Source organism: Paracoccus sp. MKU1, from assembly GCF_001447385.1.
Lineage (GTDB): Bacteria > Pseudomonadota > Alphaproteobacteria > Rhodobacterales > Rhodobacteraceae > Paracoccus.
In genome coordinates this window covers 22,292-37,129 of sequence record NZ_LLWQ01000185.1, presented here as the reverse complement: position 1 = coordinate 37,129, position 14,838 = coordinate 22,292, and the positions used below count along the sequence as shown (strand labels likewise).

17 protein-coding genes are annotated in these 14,838 nt (G+C 68.7%); 6 read left to right on the top strand and 11 right to left on the bottom strand.

Features of this window, described 5'->3' with window-relative positions:
• Positions 1–753, top strand: coding sequence for a bifunctional 2-polyprenyl-6-hydroxyphenol methylase/3-demethylubiquinol 3-O-methyltransferase UbiG (gene ubiG / locus AQY21_RS15165; RefSeq protein ID WP_058098485.1), 753 nt, complete (start codon positions 1–3; stop codon positions 751–753).
• A gap of 104 nt (positions 754–857) precedes the next feature.
• Here the strand turns inward: ubiG and AQY21_RS15160 are convergent, their stop codons facing one another.
• From AQY21_RS15160 to AQY21_RS15145, 4 genes are read right to left on the bottom strand one after another with little or no spacing between them, the layout of a single operon-like run.
• Complete coding sequence (locus AQY21_RS15160; RefSeq protein WP_058098457.1) at positions 858–1,361, bottom strand: MarR family winged helix-turn-helix transcriptional regulator; 504 nt, start codon at positions 1,359–1,361, stop codon at positions 858–860.
• On the bottom strand, positions 1,358–2,209 hold the full coding sequence (locus tag AQY21_RS15155; protein ID WP_203416515.1) for a carbon-nitrogen hydrolase family protein: 852 nt from the start codon (positions 2,207–2,209) through the stop codon (positions 1,358–1,360). Before AQY21_RS15155 ends, AQY21_RS15160 begins: the two co-directional genes overlap by 4 nt.
• Entirely contained in the window at positions 2,206–2,469 is a 264-nt protein-coding gene (grxC, locus tag AQY21_RS15150; RefSeq protein ID WP_058098456.1) for a glutaredoxin 3, read from the bottom strand. Before grxC ends, AQY21_RS15155 begins: the two co-directional genes overlap by 4 nt.
• Positions 2,470–2,502: 33 nt before the next feature.
• Complete coding sequence (locus AQY21_RS15145; RefSeq protein WP_082658127.1) at positions 2,503–3,240, bottom strand: ComF family protein; 738 nt, start codon at positions 3,238–3,240, stop codon at positions 2,503–2,505.
• 31 nt (positions 3,241–3,271) lie between these two features.
• On the opposite strand from AQY21_RS15145, the gene AQY21_RS15140 reads away from it, so the two are divergent.
• The 3 genes from AQY21_RS15140 (at position 3,272) to AQY21_RS15130 (ending at position 5,722) form a co-directional block, all read left to right on the top strand.
• Positions 3,272–4,111 (top strand): methyltransferase domain-containing protein, encoded by an 840-nt coding sequence (locus AQY21_RS15140; RefSeq protein ID WP_058098454.1) that lies wholly within the window; start codon positions 3,272–3,274, stop codon positions 4,109–4,111.
• Positions 4,108–5,139: a ferrochelatase gene (gene hemH / locus AQY21_RS15135; RefSeq protein WP_058098453.1), complete on the top strand. Its 1,032-nt coding sequence runs from the start codon at positions 4,108–4,110 to the stop codon at positions 5,137–5,139. The genes AQY21_RS15140 and hemH overlap by 4 nt, the downstream gene beginning before the upstream one ends.
• 109 nt (positions 5,140–5,248) lie before the next feature.
• The gene (locus AQY21_RS15130; protein WP_058098452.1) at positions 5,249–5,722 is read left to right on the top strand and encodes a DUF1203 domain-containing protein; all 474 of its coding nucleotides are present in this window, start codon (positions 5,249–5,251) and stop codon (positions 5,720–5,722) included.
• A gap of 103 nt (positions 5,723–5,825) precedes the next feature.
• Here AQY21_RS15130 and AQY21_RS15125 read toward each other — a convergent pair whose 3' ends face one another.
• Positions 5,826–6,479: a L,D-transpeptidase gene (locus AQY21_RS15125; protein WP_058098451.1), complete on the bottom strand. Its 654-nt coding sequence runs from the start codon at positions 6,477–6,479 to the stop codon at positions 5,826–5,828.
• A 230-nt stretch (positions 6,480–6,709) separates the two neighbouring features.
• On the opposite strand from AQY21_RS15125, the gene AQY21_RS15120 reads away from it, so the two are divergent.
• Positions 6,710–7,273, top strand: a complete 564-nt coding sequence (locus AQY21_RS15120) for a CAP domain-containing protein (RefSeq protein WP_058098483.1) — start codon at positions 6,710–6,712, stop codon at positions 7,271–7,273.
• Positions 7,274–7,428: 155 nt separating this feature from the next.
• The gene (locus AQY21_RS15115; RefSeq protein WP_369807786.1) at positions 7,429–8,070 is read left to right on the top strand and encodes a glutathione S-transferase family protein; all 642 of its coding nucleotides are present in this window, start codon (positions 7,429–7,431) and stop codon (positions 8,068–8,070) included.
• Between the two features lie 105 nt (positions 8,071–8,175).
• Here AQY21_RS15115 and AQY21_RS15110 read toward each other — a convergent pair whose 3' ends face one another.
• The 6 genes from AQY21_RS15110 to AQY21_RS15085 all read right to left on the bottom strand — a co-directional run bounded on the left by AQY21_RS15110 (position 8,176) and on the right by AQY21_RS15085 (position 14,641).
• Positions 8,176–8,691 (bottom strand): murein L,D-transpeptidase family protein, encoded by a 516-nt coding sequence (locus AQY21_RS15110; protein WP_082658124.1) that lies wholly within the window; start codon positions 8,689–8,691, stop codon positions 8,176–8,178.
• Positions 8,692–8,756: 65 nt separating this feature from the next.
• The gene (locus AQY21_RS15105; RefSeq protein WP_058098449.1) at positions 8,757–9,977 is read right to left on the bottom strand and encodes a class I SAM-dependent RNA methyltransferase; all 1,221 of its coding nucleotides are present in this window, start codon (positions 9,975–9,977) and stop codon (positions 8,757–8,759) included.
• Positions 9,974–11,842, bottom strand: coding sequence for an ABC transporter ATP-binding protein (locus AQY21_RS15100; RefSeq protein WP_058098448.1), 1,869 nt, complete (start codon positions 11,840–11,842; stop codon positions 9,974–9,976). Before AQY21_RS15100 ends, AQY21_RS15105 begins: the two co-directional genes overlap by 4 nt.
• Entirely contained in the window at positions 11,842–13,008 is a 1,167-nt protein-coding gene (locus AQY21_RS15095) for a CCA tRNA nucleotidyltransferase (RefSeq protein WP_058098447.1), read from the bottom strand. Before AQY21_RS15095 ends, AQY21_RS15100 begins: the two co-directional genes overlap by 1 nt.
• Positions 13,005–13,565 carry a CoA pyrophosphatase gene (locus tag AQY21_RS15090; protein WP_369807785.1) on the bottom strand — a complete coding sequence of 187 codons (561 nt, stop codon included), beginning with the start codon at positions 13,563–13,565 and terminating at the stop codon, positions 13,005–13,007. Before AQY21_RS15090 ends, AQY21_RS15095 begins: the two co-directional genes overlap by 4 nt.
• A gap of 23 nt (positions 13,566–13,588) precedes the next feature.
• Positions 13,589–14,641, bottom strand: a complete 1,053-nt coding sequence (locus tag AQY21_RS15085) for an Hsp33 family molecular chaperone HslO (protein WP_058098445.1) — start codon at positions 14,639–14,641, stop codon at positions 13,589–13,591.
• Between the last annotated feature and the right edge of the window lie 197 nt (positions 14,642–14,838).

Sequence of the window (14,838 nt, the reverse complement as noted above, 5' to 3'; positions counted from 1 at the left end):
ATGACCGAAAGACCAGCCCCCAGCAGCATCGACCCGGCCGAGGTTGCCAAGTTCCAGGCCATGGCGCGGGAATGGTGGGATCCGCAAGGCAAGTTCAAGCCGCTGCACATGCTGAACCCGACGCGGCTGGACTATGTCGCCGCCCAGATCGCGGCGCAGTTCGGCCGCGACCGGACCGAGGCGCAGCCCTTCCGGGACCTGACGCTGCTCGACATCGGCTGCGGCGGCGGGCTGATGGCCGAGCCGATGGCCCGTCTGGGCGCCACCGTCACCGGCGCCGATGCGGCCGAAGGCAATATCGCCATCGCCCGCCTGCATGCCGAGGAGCAGGGCCTCGCCATCGACTACCGCGCCACCACGGCCGAGGCGCTGGCGGCCGACGGACACCGCTTCGACGTGGTGATGGCGCTGGAGATCGTCGAGCATGTCGCTGACCCGGCGCAGTTCATCGCCACCTGCCGCGACCTGGTGGCGCCGGGCGGCATGCTGATCGCCTCGACCCTGAACCGCACCGCGCGCAGCTTCGCCGCCGCCATCGTCGGCGCGGAATGGATCATGCGCTGGCTGCCCAAGGGCACGCATGACTGGCGCCGCTTCATCACCCCCGACGAGCTGGCGCAGATGGCCGAGGCCGCGGGACTGCGCGTCGTGGACCGCTGCGGCATGGTCTTCAACCCGCTGGGCTGGAGCTGGTCGCTGTCGCATCGCGACCTGTCGGTGAACTATGTCCTGACCGCGCTGCGCGACGGCTGAGCTTCTTCGTTCGGCAAATACTCGACCGCCGCGGCGCGGCCGGGCGTTCCCGGGCCGGCTTTCACCGTTTCCCAAATACTCCGGCGACCGGGCGACCGGCGCCTTCAGCGCCCGCCGCGCGATTCGTGACGCAACGTCTCCTCCAGCTGCTTGCGCAGCATGCGCAGAACCGGCAGCGCCGCCCGGACCCGGTCGGCACCGACATCGCGCACCACATCGGCGATTCGCGGCATGAAGGCGGCCAGGGCCGCGTCCCGCGCCGCCCGCCCGGCCGGGCTGATGGCGATGAACTTGCGCCGTGCATCGTCCCAATCCGGGCGGATATGGATATGCCCCGCCCATTCCAGCCGCGACAGCGTGTTGGTCATGGCGCCGCGGGTGACGTGGAACGCCTCGGCCAGTTCGGCGGGCGTGCGCTCGACATTCAGATGCGCCAGCAGGTTCAGCACCGAGAAATGCGAGATCTGCATGCCCTTGGGCAGCGCCTTGCCGATCAGGTCGCGCGCCAGCTGGTCGGCGATGAACACCTCGGAAAACAGGCTGGCGGCCAGGGCATCGGCCGAGGCTTCGGCATGCCCTTGCGGGCTGTCGTGCGTCTTGTGGATCATGGCCCTGTGAAGTTCCGGTCATGCGTCAGCGATGGGATGCGGGACCGTGCCCCGAGAACTGCCTCGCGGTCAAGCGTGACGAAAGTGACGCCGGGTTCGCTGCCGCCGTCGGCCAGCACCTCGCCCCAGGGGCCGACCGCAAGGGAATGGCCATGGCTGCGCCGGACCCGGCGCCCGGGTTCGAAATGCGTCGCATGGCTGCCGCATTGCGCCGGGGCCAGCACGAAGCAGCCGGTCTCGATGGCGCGGGCGCGCAACAGCACCTCCCAATGGGCGGCGCCGGTGGTGTCGTTGAAGGCGGCGGGCACGGTCAGCACCTCGGCCCCCGCCTTGGCCAGCGCGCGGTAAAGCTGCGGAAAGCGCAGATCGTAGCAGACGGTCATGCCGATGGGCAGCGGCTCCCGGACCAGCACCGCCCGCTCGCCGGGCCGGAAGGCCGCCGATTCGCGATAGGATTCGCTCTCGGACACCGTCACGTCGAACATATGCAGCTTGTCGTAGCGCGCCCGGATGCTGCCGTCCGGGGCGATCAGGAAGCTGCGATTGGCAAAGCGCGTCTCGGCTGGATCGCCGGTCTTCAGCGACAGCGAGCCGATCAGCAGCCAGATACCCAGGCTCCGCGCATCCGCGCGCAGCGCTGCCAGGGTGGGATCCTCGGCCTCGACATGCAGGATGCGCTCCTGCAATTCGCGACTGGCGCCCAGCAGGTTGGTGGCCTCGGGCGTCAGCACCCAGTCGGCGCCGCCCTGCGCCGCCTCGCGGATCAGCGCCCGCGTGACCGGCAGGTTGCGCTCGGGATCGTCCGAGACGCTCAGCTGCACCAGCCCCGCCGTCAGCGCCTCGCTCATGCCGTCAGGCCCAGCAGCCCGTCCAGCTTGCCCCGGTGATCCAGCGCGTGCAGGTCGTCGCTGCCGCCGACATGGCGGCCGTCGATGAAGATCTGCGGCACGGTGCGGCGGCCGCCGGCGCGCTGGGTCATCGCGGCGCGCAGCTGCGGATCGCGGCTGACATCGGTTTCCTCATAGGCGATGCCCTTCTTGCGCAGCAGCGATTTCGCAGCGGTGCAATAGGGGCAGGTGGGGGTGGTGTAGATCTCGACCTTGGCCATATGCGCGTCCCGGATTCATGGTTCGGACCCTATCTAGGCATCCTTGACCGCCCGCGCCAGAACCACGACCGAGATCGGCCCCGCCCCCGCCGCCCGCAGTGCCTCGGCCGAGGCGGCCAGCGTCGCCCCCGAGGCCATTACATCATCGACCAGCAGCACCGCGCGGCCCTGCACGTGCCGTGCCATGCGCGCGGGCACGGCGATGGCGCCCTCGACATTCGCGAAACGGTCGCCGATGCTGCCGTGGTCCTGCATCGGCGTATGCCGCAGTCGCCGCAGGGCGCCCGGCAGATGTGCCAGCCCATGCGCGCGGGCGACGCGCTGGGACAGCATCTCGGCCTGGTTGTATCTGCGCTTCAGCAACCGCCGCAGATGTACCGGCACCGGCACCACCACCGCGCCCGGCCGCAGCAGCGGCAGCGCCGCGCGCGCCACCCAGTCCCCCAGCGCCGGCGCCAGGTCCAGCCGGTCGCCGTGTTTCAGCATCAAGGCCAGCCTGCGCCCGCTGCCGCGATAGACCAGCGCCGCGCGCCCCTGCTGCCAGGGCCGCGGCATCGCCAGGCAGTGGTCGCAGATCAGCAGCCCCGCCTCCTCCTCCCCGGCATTGCCGATGCCGTCGCCGGGCAATGGCATGCCGCAGCGCGTGCAGCAGAGGCCTTGGATGAATTCTGCCTCGCGCCAGCAAGGCGGGCACAGCCCGCCCTCCTCGGCGACGGGTGCGCCGCAGCACAGGCATTGCGGCGGATAGACCAGCCGCAATGCGCCTTTCATCAGGCCGCGAAGCCCCCTATGTTGCGCCCCCATGATGCCTGATCGCCCCTCCTCCGTTCCCGGCCTGACCGACCGCCGCGCGCTTGACCGCAACCGCGCCCGCGCCCTGCGCCTTGGGCCGGTCGATTTCCTGCATCGAACCATCGCCGACGAGATCGAGGATAGGCTGGCAGAGGTTAACAGACGGTTTAGCGACATCGCCGTGGTGACTGGCCGGCCGGATTTCTGGCGCGAGGCGATGCCCGGGGCCAAGGTCGTTGCCGACACGCCCATGCTGGAACTTGAACCCGGCGCGCATGACCTGATCATTCACGCTATGGCGCTGCACTGGGCCGAGGATCCGGTCGGCCAGATCGCACAGTCGGCGCGCGCGCTGCGTCCCGACGGGCTGTTCATCGCCGCCTGCCCGGGCGGGGGCACGCTGCACGAATTGCGCGATTCTCTGACCCGGGCTGAGGCCGAGGTGACCGGCGGCCTGTCCCCCCGCGTCCTGCCCATGGGCGAGATCCGCGACCTGGGCGGGCTGTTGCCGCGCGCCGGGCTGGCGCTGCCGGTCGCCGACCAGATCACCCAGATCGTCAGCTATCGCAGCCTGTTCCACCTGGCCCGCGACCTGCGCGGCATGGGCGAGGGCAATGCGCTGGCCCAAAGGCTGCGGCACCCGACGCGACGAGATGTCCTGTTGCGTGCCGCCGCGCTTTATGCCGAAAACCATGCCGACCCGCAGGACGGGACGCGCATCCGGGCGACCTTCGATCTGGTTTTCCTGACCGGATGGGCGCCCGATGCCAGTCAGCAGAAACCGCTTCGCCCAGGCTCGGCCCGGATGCCGCTTGCCGAAGCACTTGCCAGCACGAGAAAGCCCGAATGACCCTTGCCGAGTACGTCCCCGCAAGCCATCCGCAGATCCCGGCCCGCAAGATCGGCGTGCTGATCGCCAATCTGGGCACCCCCGATTCGCCGGATTACTGGCCGATGCGGCGCTATCTGAGCGAATTCCTGTCGGACAAGCGGGTGATCGACTATCCGGCCTGGAAATGGCAGCCGCTGCTGCAAACCGTCATCCTGACCAAGCGGCCCTTCACCTCGGGGGCGAATTACCGCCTGATCTGGAACAACGAGGCGAACGAAAGCCCGCTGATGACCATCACCAAGCAGCAGGTGGCGGCGCTGCGCGAGCGCGCGGCGGCGCTGTGGGGCGACCGGGTGATGGTCGATTTCTGCATGCGCTACGGCAACCCCTCGACCCCGGACGTGGTGGAGCGCATGGTCAAGGCGGGTTGCGACCGCATCCTGTTCTTCCCGCTGTATCCGCAATATGCCGGGGCGACGACGGCCACGGCGAACGACCAGTTCTTCCGCGCCCTGATGGTGCAGAAATGGCAGCCGGCGTCGCGCACCGTACCGCCCTATTTCGACCGGTCGGATTATATCGCGGCGCTGGCGGGATCGGTCGAGCGTGCGCTCGGCGGCCGCCAGCCGAAGAAGCTGGTCGCCAGCTATCACGGCATGCCGAAACGCTATCTGATGGAGGGCGACCCCTATCATTGCCAGTGCCAGAAGACCTCGCGCCTGCTGCGCGAGCGGCTGGGCTGGGATGAGGGCGTGATCGACACCACCTTCCAGTCGGTTTTCGGCACCGAGGAATGGCTGCGCCCCTATACCGTCGAGCATGTGGCCGAGCTGGCCAAGCAGGGCATCACCGAGATCGCGGTGATCTCGCCCGCCTTCTCGGCCGATTGCATCGAGACGCTGGAGGAGATCCAGGGCGAGATCCGCGAGGCCTTCATCCATGCCGGCGGCAAGGAATTCACCTATATCCCCTGCCTGAATGCCGAGCCTGACCATATCGACGTGCTGACGGCGGTGATCGGCGAGAACCTGGGGGGGTGGGTCTGACGGGTGGCTTTGCCCGTCATCGGGACGAAACAGCCATGCGAGCGCAAGAAACGGGGTGCGAGGGCTTCCACAGATCGGAACATGACCGCCTGACTTCAGGGGGTTCCGAATGGCAAAGATCAAGTTTCTTCCGCTCCCGAGCGACAAGGTCGACGAACTGCGGAACGGAGGGCGCGACGCCTATGATTGCGCCCCGGAGCGCGTGCGATCCTCTGGCGGTGGGAATCCGTGCCGGCATTGTCTGGACTTCGTTCCCAAGGGGGCCGAAATGCTGATCCTGGCCTACCGGCCATTTGATCATGTCCAGCCCTATGCCGAAACTGGCCCCATATTCCTGTGCGCTGACGAATGTGCGGCATGGGCAGGCACGGGGGTGCCACCGATCCTGACATCCAGCCCGGATTATCTGCTCAAGGGCTACACGGCAGAGCAACGTATCCGTTACGGCACGGGCAGGGTCGTGGCGAAGGAAGACATTGCCGCCTATGCCGCCGAACTTCTGGATCGCGACGACATCAGCTTCGTTGATGTGCGATCCGCGCGGAACAACTGCTTTCAGGTTCGGATCGTGCGCTCAGCTTGAAGCTCGACCGTCCGCCAAGGCCCAAACCCCCCCTCCGATCCGGGCGGTCGAAACGAAACAGGGGCCTTGCGGCCCCTTTCGCTGTCGGTCCCTGGCGACCCGGTCAGATCAGCAGCACCTGGGTGCCGATCTTGGTCAGGTCGTAGAGTTGCTGGATATGCTCGTTGTAAAGGCCGATGCAGCCGTTCGAGGATTTGCGGCCGATCTTGCGCGTGTCATGCGTGCCGTGGATGCGGTAATACTGCCAGCTCAGCCACAACGCATGGGTGCCCAGCGGGTTGTCCGGCCCCGGCGGCACGAAATCCGGCCATTCGGGGTTGCGCTTCTTCATCTCAGGGGTGGGCGCCCAGCTGGGGCCGACGACCTTCTTGATGATCTCTGTGCGGCCGGTGCGGGTCAGGTCGGCGCTGACCGGGACCGAGGTCGGGAACAGCCGATAGACCGACTGGTCCTCGGACCAGAAATGCAGCGCGCGCGAGGTCAGGTCGACCAGGATGGCGCCGTTGGTCAGGGTGCTGAAATAGGGCTGCCAGTCCTGCATGCGGAAGCTGGAGATGTTGCGCCGCGAATCCTGTCCGGCATCGTATTGCACCATGCCCGCGTCCGGGGTGGCGCCGCCCGCCGTGCCCTGCAACGGCTGGCCGGTATAGGGGTCGAAGGACTGCGCGATGGCCGGGGCGGCCAGGCCCGCCGCGCCCATCGCCACCGAGGCGGTCAGAAATTTCCGGCGCGAGACCGGATTTTTCGGCGTGATCATGTGTCGCTCCTGATATTGTGACGGACCGCTTGCCGCGGCCTTCTCTGCCCGATTTTGCGAAAGAGGTCTTGCTGGAACCGGGATTTACGCCCGGCGCATGCACCTTGCAATTCAAACAAGCGTCATTGTCGCAACAGAGTCGCAGCCTGTGGCCCTCACGCAATCTTGGGTTTGAAGCGGCTGGCGCGCTTTTGTATGGCTGGCGCAAATATCCTTTGGGACAGGACATCATGCTGAAGCTCTCTACCCTGGCGCTCGTGTCGGTGCTGGCTCTTGCGGCCTGCCAGCAGCCGCAGCCGCAACTTGGCCCCGATGGCCAGCCGCTGCCGGTCGCCTATCGGATCACCCCGCGCGAGGAGGCGCAGATCCCTGGCCGCGTCCTGGGCCAGATCAACGCCCTGCGCGCCAATATCGCCGCCCCCGGCATGGTGCAGAACCCGATGCTGGATGCGGCGGCCAAGGTCCATGCCCGCGACATGGCGGCGCAGAACCGGGCCTGGCATTTCGGCTCGGACGGCTCCTCGCCGCTCGACCGGGTGCGGCGCCAGGGCTATTCGGGCCATCTGGTGGGCGAGAACATCTCGGAGACCTACGAGAACGAGATCACCACGCTGAATGCCTGGATGCAGACCCGCGACACGCGCGACGTGATCATGGACCCGCGCGCCACGGAATTCGGCATCGGCTGGTATCAGGAGCCCTCGGGCAAGATCTGGTGGGTGCTGATCACCGGCGGCTCGGGCGGCGTGCCGGCGGCCATGGCGGGCGGCTTCGCGCCGGGCGCCGGCATCTGATCCGGCAGCGCGGCCCATCCGGGCCGCGCCTTCAGTCCGGCTTGCAGGCGCGGCCGCCGGTCGGCTTGGCATCCGGCCTTCGTGGTGTCGATCCCGGGCGGCGATGTGCTATGCTAGGGTCTCGCTGCCGAGGGGATGCCAGGATGCCGGAACGCGTGACAATCTGGACCTATGACTGGGTGCCCGAGCCGCCGCGCGGCTATGTGCGTGATCTTCGGCTGCGCTGGGCCCTCGATGAGGCGGGCGTCGATTATGCCGTTGCCACCGTCCCGTTCGACGAGCGGGGGCCGGATCATCTGGCCCGGCAGCCCTTCGCCCAGGTTCCGTTCCTCGACGACGGCGATATTCGCATCTTCGAGAGCGGCGCTTGCCTCCTGCACCTGGCGGAGAAGAGCGAGGCGCTGATGCCCCGCGATGCCCAGGGAAGGGCCGATACGCTGCAATGGTTCATCGCCGCGCTGAACTCGGTCGAGATGGTCACCGTGCCCTGGTGGTTCATCGACATGTCCGAACCGGCGGAAAATCCCCTTGCCGGTTGGATGCAGCAGCGTTTCGAACGGCTGGAGGCGGTTCTGGAGAGGCGGGAATGGCTGGCGGCCTCGCGCTTCACGGTCGCGGATATATTGATGTCCGACGTGCTTCGCATCCCCAACGAACTGGGTGAGCTGGAGCATTACGGCGCTCTCAAAGCCTATGTCGCGCGTGCTTGCAGCCGTCCCGCCTTCCAGAAGGCCCATCGCGATCAGTTGGCGCATTTCGCAGCGGCAGATGCGGCGAAAGGCCAGGCCCGGAATTGAAAGGCGTCCCGCAGAGAGGGCATCTTGCAGGATGCCGGCCGGATGCTTTCGGGAAATGGCCCCGCGGTCAGGCGCGGGGCGCTGGAGGTCCCCTGCTGCCGGCGCCTAGGGATAGATGAAGATCGGCACGCCCGGCCGCAGCATGGTGAAGATCTCCTCGATCTCCTCGTCGGTGACGGCGATGCAGCCGGCGGTCCAGTCCGGGCGGTTCAGCGCCCGGCCCTCGGGGCCGAGGCCGTGGATGAAGATGTCGCCGCCCGGCCGCAGCCCCATGGCTGCCGCCTGCGCCACGTCCTGCGCAGATGGGTAGGAGATGCCGACCGACAGGTGATAGCGGCTGCGCGGGTTGAAGCGGTCGATGAAATACATCCCTTCGGGCGTGCGGCCGTCGCCCTCGAACTGCTTGGGACCGGCCGGCTGGTTGCCGAGGTTGATCCTGTAGCTTTTGACGACTTCCTTGCCGCTGACGAGATACATCTTGCGGTCGGCCTTCTTCACCACGACCTGCGTGATCGGCGGACCCTGATAGGTCTTGCTGGGTTGGAGGCTGTCGCCACCGCCGCAGCTTGCCACAACGGCAACTGCGACAACCGCGAGAAATGCGCGAATTGCCCGAATCATCACTGCCCTCTATGTGCGCTATGCACTTCGTTTTGTTATGAAATACCACAGAGGTTAAGATTCGGCTAGCGCCGGCGAAACTCCGCCACGGTCTCGACATGCGGCGACCAGCGGAACTGATCGACCACGAACAGCTGCCACAACTTGTAGCCGCTCTCGGCGAGAATCCGCGCATCCCTTGCGAAAGTGACCGGGTCGCAGCTGACCCAGGCGAGGGTCGGAACCTGCGCCTGGGCGATCTCGCGCGCCTGCGCCTCGGCCCCGGCGCGGGGTGGATCGATCACGATCGCGTCATAGGCCAGCTCGTCGGGCAAGAGCGGGCGGCGCGCCAGATCGCGAATCTCGGTCGTGATTCGGCGCAGGCCCGGTGTCTGGCGCGCGGCGGCATCCAGCGCCTGCAACGGTGCGGCCAGCCCCTCGACCGCATGGATCTCGGCCGTCTCGGCCAGCGGCAGCGAGAAGGTGCCGCAGCCCGCGAACAGGTCCAGCACCCGTTCGGCGCCCCGCACCATGCCGCGCACGGCGGCCAGCAGCGCGGCTTCGCCCTCGGCGGTGGCTTGCAGGAACCCGCCCGGCGGCGGCACCACCCGGGCGCGGCCCATGGCCAGCGCCGGCGGGCGGCGGGTGATGGCTTGCCCGTCCCAGCTGAGCCGCGCCAGATCGCCCTGATCGGCTAGCGCCGCGAGGGCCTGGAACAGTGCGGCCTCCATCGGCTTGCCGCCAGTGACCGCCACATCCAGCCCCGCCGGCGTCTCGGTCACGGTCAGCGACAGCTCGCCCGAACGCGAGGCGCCGGCCACGACCAGCCGCCGCAGCAGCGGCAGCGCGGACTGGATCCTCGGGCGCAGCACATGGCAATCGGCGATGTCCACGATCACGTCCGAGGCGCGGGCGTGAAAGCCCAAGAGCGCGCCCTTTTTCGTCCGCCGCCCCGACAGCACCGCCCGCCGGCGCGAGCGCGGCGGCGAGACATGCACCCCGGTGACCGGTGCCGAAAGCCCTTGCGCCCGCAGCGCCTCGGTCACGACGCCGACCTTCCAGGCCTTCACGAAAGCCTCGGAACCATGCATCAGCGAGCAGCCGCCGCAGGCGCGGTAATGCGGGCAGGGCGGGCGCACCCGCTCGGCCGAGGGTGTCACGATGCGCGGGCTGGCGATGCGGCCCGCTTCGGCCTCGCCCTCGATCACCTCGCCGGGCAGGGTCAGCGCGGCCAGCGCGCGGCTCTCTCCCGCGATGGCCACGCCATCGCCCTTGCGGCCCAGCCGCTCGACGGTCCAGGTGGTCACTCGGCGGCCTCGGTGGTGTCCTCGTCTTCCTCGGTGCCCAGGAAGCCGCCCGACTGGCGGTTCCAGTAGCGCGCATAGGTGCCGTCCAGCGCCAGCAGTTCGGCATGGCTGCCCTGTTCGACGATGCGGCCGGATTCCAGCACGACGATGCGGTCCAGCTCGGCGATGGTCGAAAGCCGGTGCGCAATGGCCAGCACCGTCTTGCCCCGCATGGCGCGGTGCAGCGCGTCCTGGACCTGCGCCTCGACCTCGCTGTCCAGCGCCGATGTCGCCTCGTCCAGGACCAGGATCGGCGCGTCCTTGAGCAGCGCGCGCGCGAGCGCGATGCGCTGGCGCTGCCCGCCGGACAGCTTGACGCCGCGCTCGCCCAGATGCGCGTCATAGCCGGTCCGGCTCATGTGGTCGCGCAGGGTCAGGATGAACTCATGCGCCTCGGCCGCCTTGGCGGCGGCGACGATCTCGTCCTCGGTCGCGTCGGGGCGGCCGTAGAGGATGTTCTCGCGCGCCGAGCGGTTGAACATGGCGGTTTCCTGCGTGACCATGGCGATGTTGCGGCGCAGGCTTTCCTGCGTCACCGCGCGCACGTCATGGCCGTCCACCCGGACCGCACCGTTTTCCACGTCGTAAAGCCGCAGCAGCAGCGAGACCATAGTGGATTTTCCCGCCCCCGAGGCGCCGACGATGCCCAGCTTTTCGCCCGGGGCGACATGCAGGTCCAGGTCGCGGATGCCGCCGCCGTCCTGCACCGCGTCCCGGCCATAGGCGAAATCCACATGGTCGAAATCGATCCGGCCCGCGACCCGGCCCAGGGCGATGGCGTCGGGCGCATCGGTCAGGGCATGAGGCGGGGCAAGCGTCTTCATGCCGTCCTCGACCTCGCCGATCGAGCCCCAGACCCCCATCAGCGCCATGCTGACCCAGCCGGTCATCTGCGCCAGGCGCATGGCGATGGCGCCGGCGGCGGCGATGTCGCCCGCCGTGGCCTGCCCCTGGCGCCACAGCAGGATGGTGCCGCCGACCAGGATCACCGGCAGCGCGCCGGCGATGGTCATCAGCGACAGGCGGAACCAGGTCGAGACGCGGCCGAAATCCAGCGCGCGTTCGCGAAAGCCGGCCATGGCGCCAAGCGCGGCGCGGTCCTCGTGCTCGGCATGGGCGAAAAGCTTGACGGTCTTGATATTGGTGATCGTGTCCACGACCTGACCTGTCACCATGGCCCGCGCCGAGGCCCGGCTGGCCGAGCGCGTGCGGATGCGCGGCAGGAAAAAGCGGATCAGCAGCACGTATGAGCCCAGCCACAGCATCAGCGCCAGCGCGCCCCAGCCATCGACCGAGACCAGGAAGGCCGCCGAGCCGATGACCGAGGCCAGCGCAAAGGCGACCACGTTGACGAATTCGGTCGCCACGTCGGTCACGGCGCGGGCGGTCTGCATCTGCTTTTGCGCGATGCGGCCGGCGAAATCGTTGTCGAAGAAGGTGACGGCATGGCCCATGGTCCAGCGATGCAGCCGCGACAGCACCAGAGGCAGGATGTTCGGCCCGATGATGACGCTGGAACTGGCGGTCGAAAGCCCGAAGATCGCCGGACGGATCAGCAGGAAGAAGGCGACGAAGCCCAGGATCAGCCCGCCCTGGTCCGCCCAGATCCGGTCGGTGGGGGTCGAGACCACCGCATCGACCACCCAGCCCAGCAGCACGGCCGAGACCACGTCGGCAATGCCCCCCAGTGCCGAGGCCACCGCCGCCAGCGTCAGCCCCGGCCAGGCGCCCGACAGGCACCAGCGGAAGAATGCCAGCAGGCTGCGCGGCGGCGGGCCGTCCGCCGGACGGAAGGCGTCGATCATGCGGGCAAAGAAATCATGCATCAGGCCCTTGCCTCCTGTTGCAGCGCGATCCGCAGCAGCGCCTCGCGCGGCAGGCTGAAATCGCTTTCGACAAAGGCGGCCTCGGCCCGGCGCAGCGCCTCGCCCAGGGCGGGGCCGGACAGCTGGGGCATCAGGTCGTGGGCGGTCAGCGGGAATTTCGCCTCTGCCCCGCGCGCCAGCTCATGGCACCAGCCGAAGGCGGGCCTGTCGCCGCGGGCGGCGCGGATCAGCACCGATTGCGCGGCGCAAGCGCGGCCGAAGCGATAGGCGGCGGCGGGCGCGGGCATGGCCAGCGCCTGGGCGATCCGATCCTGGGCGCGGGCCTCGTCCCGCGACAGCCGCAGGGCGTCTGCCGCATCTCGGGGCGCCAGCAGCGCCAGCCGGCGCGGCCAGCAGGGCAGGGCGCCGGTGCCGTATTCCTGCTCGATTTCGATCAGTTCGGGCAGGTCGCTGGCGTCCGCGCCGGGCAGGACCAGCGGCAGCACCCCCGCCTCGGCCATCAGCGCCACGGCGCGGGACGGGTCGGGGGCGTCCAGCAGCTTGCGGATCTCGTGCCCGATGCGCTCCCTGGAGATGCCGGTCAGCCCTTCGCGCAGCTCGCGGCAGGCGGCGAGCGCATGCAACTCGGCCTCGCGGCCATACCAGGCGAGCAGGCGGAAGAAACGCAGGATGCGCAGGTAATCCTCGGCGATGCGGGCGCGCGGGTCGCCGACGAAGCGCAGCCGGCGCGCGGCCAGGTCGGGCAGGCCGCCCACCGGGTCCAGCACCTCGCCCGAGGCGGTGGCGTAAAGCGCGTTCATGGTGAAGTCGCGGCGCCGCGCATCGTCCTCGATGCGGTCGGAATAGGCGACCACGGCGCGGCGGCCGAAGGTCTCGACATCGCGGCGAAAGCTGGTGACCTCGAAGCCGCGGCCGTCGGCGATGACGGTGACGGTGCCGTGCTCGATGCCGGTGGGCACCGAGCGCAGCCCGGCGGTCTCGGCCAGCCGGATCGTCTCCTCGGGCCGGGCCGAGGTCGAGATGTCCACATCCGCCACCGGCTCGCCCAAGAGCGCGTTCCGGATCGCGCCGCCCACGATCAGCGCCTGCGCACCGCCGGCGGAAAGCGCGGCCAGCACCTGTTTCAGGGCCGGATCGTCGAGGAAGGGCGCGGTCAGTCGGGTCATGCGGAAAGCCTTGTCGCAAGCGAATGCAGCACGCGGGCGGTGGCGCCCCAGATATAATAGGGGCCCCAGGGCGCGACGTAATAGTCCCGCCGCGCGCCGCGCCAGATCCGGCCCTCGATATGGTAATTTGCCGGGTCGGCGACATGGGCGAAGGGGACGGTGAAGACCTCCTCGACCTCGCCGGTCTCGGGGAGGGGGGTGAAGGGGCCGTGGACCAGCGCCAGCACCGGGATCATGGCGAAGCCGGTGATGGTGCGATGCGGCGGCATGGTGCCCAGCACCTCGACCTGCGCCGGGTTCAGGCCGACCTCCTCATGCGCCTCGCGCAGGGCGGCGGCGATCTCATCGGCATCGCCGGGATCGACCTTGCCGCCGGGCAGGGCGATCTGGCCGGGATGGTGGCGCAGGCTGCTGGCGCGCTTGGTCAGGATGAGCCGCCCATCCGCCGCGTCGAAACCGGCCAGCACGCCGGCGGGGCGCAGTGCGCCCTCGCCCGGCGGGGCGCCGCCGAGGTCGAAATCCGACGACGGCCCGGTCTGCCGCGACAGGGCGCGCATCAATCTGTCCCGGATGGCGGGCATCAAAGCGCGGCCCGGCTTTCCCCCGCCTCGCCCTTGGGCAGGGGGTTGCCCTCGGCGTCGATGGTCGCCTCGAAGCCAAGGCTTTTCGGATCGAATTCGTAATGCGCGCCGCAGAACTGGCAATCGGCGGTGACGATGCCGTCCTCGTTGGTCATATGGGCGATGTCCTTGGCCGAATAGATCGACAGCGTGCCGCGCACCCGATCCGCATTGCAGGAACAGCCGAAGACCAGACGCTGCGGGCTGAAAACGGTCGGCTCCTCCTCGTGGAACAGGCGGAACAGCAGGTTCGGCAGCGGCAGCACCGGATCGACCAGTTCCATGGCCTCGACCGTGGCCATCAGCATGGTGCTGCGGTTCCAGTCCTCGGATTGCGCGCCTTGCAGGATCTCGGCGGAGCTTACCATGCCGCGCTCGTCCTCGCCCCCTTCGGTCTGCGTGCCGGCTGCGGCATGGCTCGATGCCGGCAGGGTTTGCAGCATGATGCCGCCGGCGCGCCAGTGATCCTGGCTCTGGCCGGGCAGGCGGGCGCGGCCGACCGTCAGCTCGAAGCGGGTGGGCAACTGCTCGGATTGCTCGAAATAGGTCTGTGCGCAGGTGGCGAGCGAGCCGCCGGCCAGCGGCGTCAGGCCCTGATAGGGCGTCGTGCCCTCGCCCTGGTCGATCAGCACCGCGAAATAGCCCTGGCCCAGCTGGTCGAAGCCGGGCAGGCCGTCTTGCAGCCGGTCCGCGTCGAAACTGGCCCAGGCGCGCATGCGGGCGGGCCCGCCCTCGGTCTCGGGGGCGTAGTAATCGGTGGCGATGGTGCGGATGGCGCCGTTGCCGCGCACCTGGAGCGAGAGCTTCCAGCGCAGCTTGATGGTCTGGCCGATCAGTGCCGTCAGGGTGGTCAGTTCCGCCACCATGGCGCTGACCGGGACCGGGTAGTCGTGGCGCGACAGGATATGTTCGAGCAGGGGCCCGAGGCGCGCGATGCGGCCGCGCATGTCCGAGCGTTCCAGCTGGAAGGGCAGCATGCTGTCGTCCCAGGAAATTTCCTTCGTTTCGGTCATCACAAGTCCTTCGGAATACGGATGCGCGGGGCCGATGGCGGCCTGGCGCCTTGGCTTCAATATAAGCCCTGCGCCGGAAAGCCCAAGGGGGAAGCCGGGGGCTTCGCGCCCCCGGACCCCCGCGGAGTATTTGGAAAACGGAGAAATGCGACTTTCAGGCCTGTTGACGGCCGGCGGCCTTGGACGATAACCGGGAC

Excerpts from the sequence above, each read along its gene's own strand:
- AQY21_RS15095 (WP_058098447.1), bottom strand. The coding sequence starts at position 13,008 with ATGACCCGACTGACCGCGCCCTTCCTCGACGATCCGGCCCTGAAACAG.
- ubiG (WP_058098485.1), top strand. The coding sequence starts at position 1 with ATGACCGAAAGACCAGCCCCCAGCAGCATCGACCCGGCCGAGGTTGCC.
- AQY21_RS15140 (WP_058098454.1), top strand. The coding sequence starts at position 3,272 with ATGATGCCTGATCGCCCCTCCTCCGTTCCCGGCCTGACCGACCGCCGC.
- AQY21_RS15100 (WP_058098448.1), bottom strand. The coding sequence starts at position 11,842 with ATGCATGATTTCTTTGCCCGCATGATCGACGCCTTCCGTCCGGCGGAC.
- AQY21_RS15155 (WP_203416515.1), bottom strand. The coding sequence starts at position 2,209 with ATGAGCGAGGCGCTGACGGCGGGGCTGGTGCAGCTGAGCGTCTCGGAC.
- AQY21_RS15085 (WP_058098445.1), bottom strand. The coding sequence starts at position 14,641 with ATGACCGAAACGAAGGAAATTTCCTGGGACGACAGCATGCTGCCCTTC.
- AQY21_RS15160 (WP_058098457.1), bottom strand. The coding sequence starts at position 1,361 with ATGATCCACAAGACGCACGACAGCCCGCAAGGGCATGCCGAAGCCTCG.
- AQY21_RS15120 (WP_058098483.1), top strand. The coding sequence starts at position 6,710 with ATGCTGAAGCTCTCTACCCTGGCGCTCGTGTCGGTGCTGGCTCTTGCG.
- AQY21_RS15145 (WP_082658127.1), bottom strand. The coding sequence starts at position 3,240 with ATGAAAGGCGCATTGCGGCTGGTCTATCCGCCGCAATGCCTGTGCTGC.
- AQY21_RS15090 (WP_369807785.1), bottom strand. The coding sequence starts at position 13,565 with ATGCGCGCCCTGTCGCGGCAGACCGGGCCGTCGTCGGATTTCGACCTC.
- AQY21_RS15110 (WP_082658124.1), bottom strand. The coding sequence starts at position 8,691 with ATGATTCGGGCAATTCGCGCATTTCTCGCGGTTGTCGCAGTTGCCGTT.
- AQY21_RS15130 (WP_058098452.1), top strand. The coding sequence starts at position 5,249 with ATGGCAAAGATCAAGTTTCTTCCGCTCCCGAGCGACAAGGTCGACGAA.
- AQY21_RS15125 (WP_058098451.1), bottom strand. The coding sequence starts at position 6,479 with ATGATCACGCCGAAAAATCCGGTCTCGCGCCGGAAATTTCTGACCGCC.
- grxC (WP_058098456.1), bottom strand. The coding sequence starts at position 2,469 with ATGGCCAAGGTCGAGATCTACACCACCCCCACCTGCCCCTATTGCACC.
- hemH (WP_058098453.1), top strand. The coding sequence starts at position 4,108 with ATGACCCTTGCCGAGTACGTCCCCGCAAGCCATCCGCAGATCCCGGCC.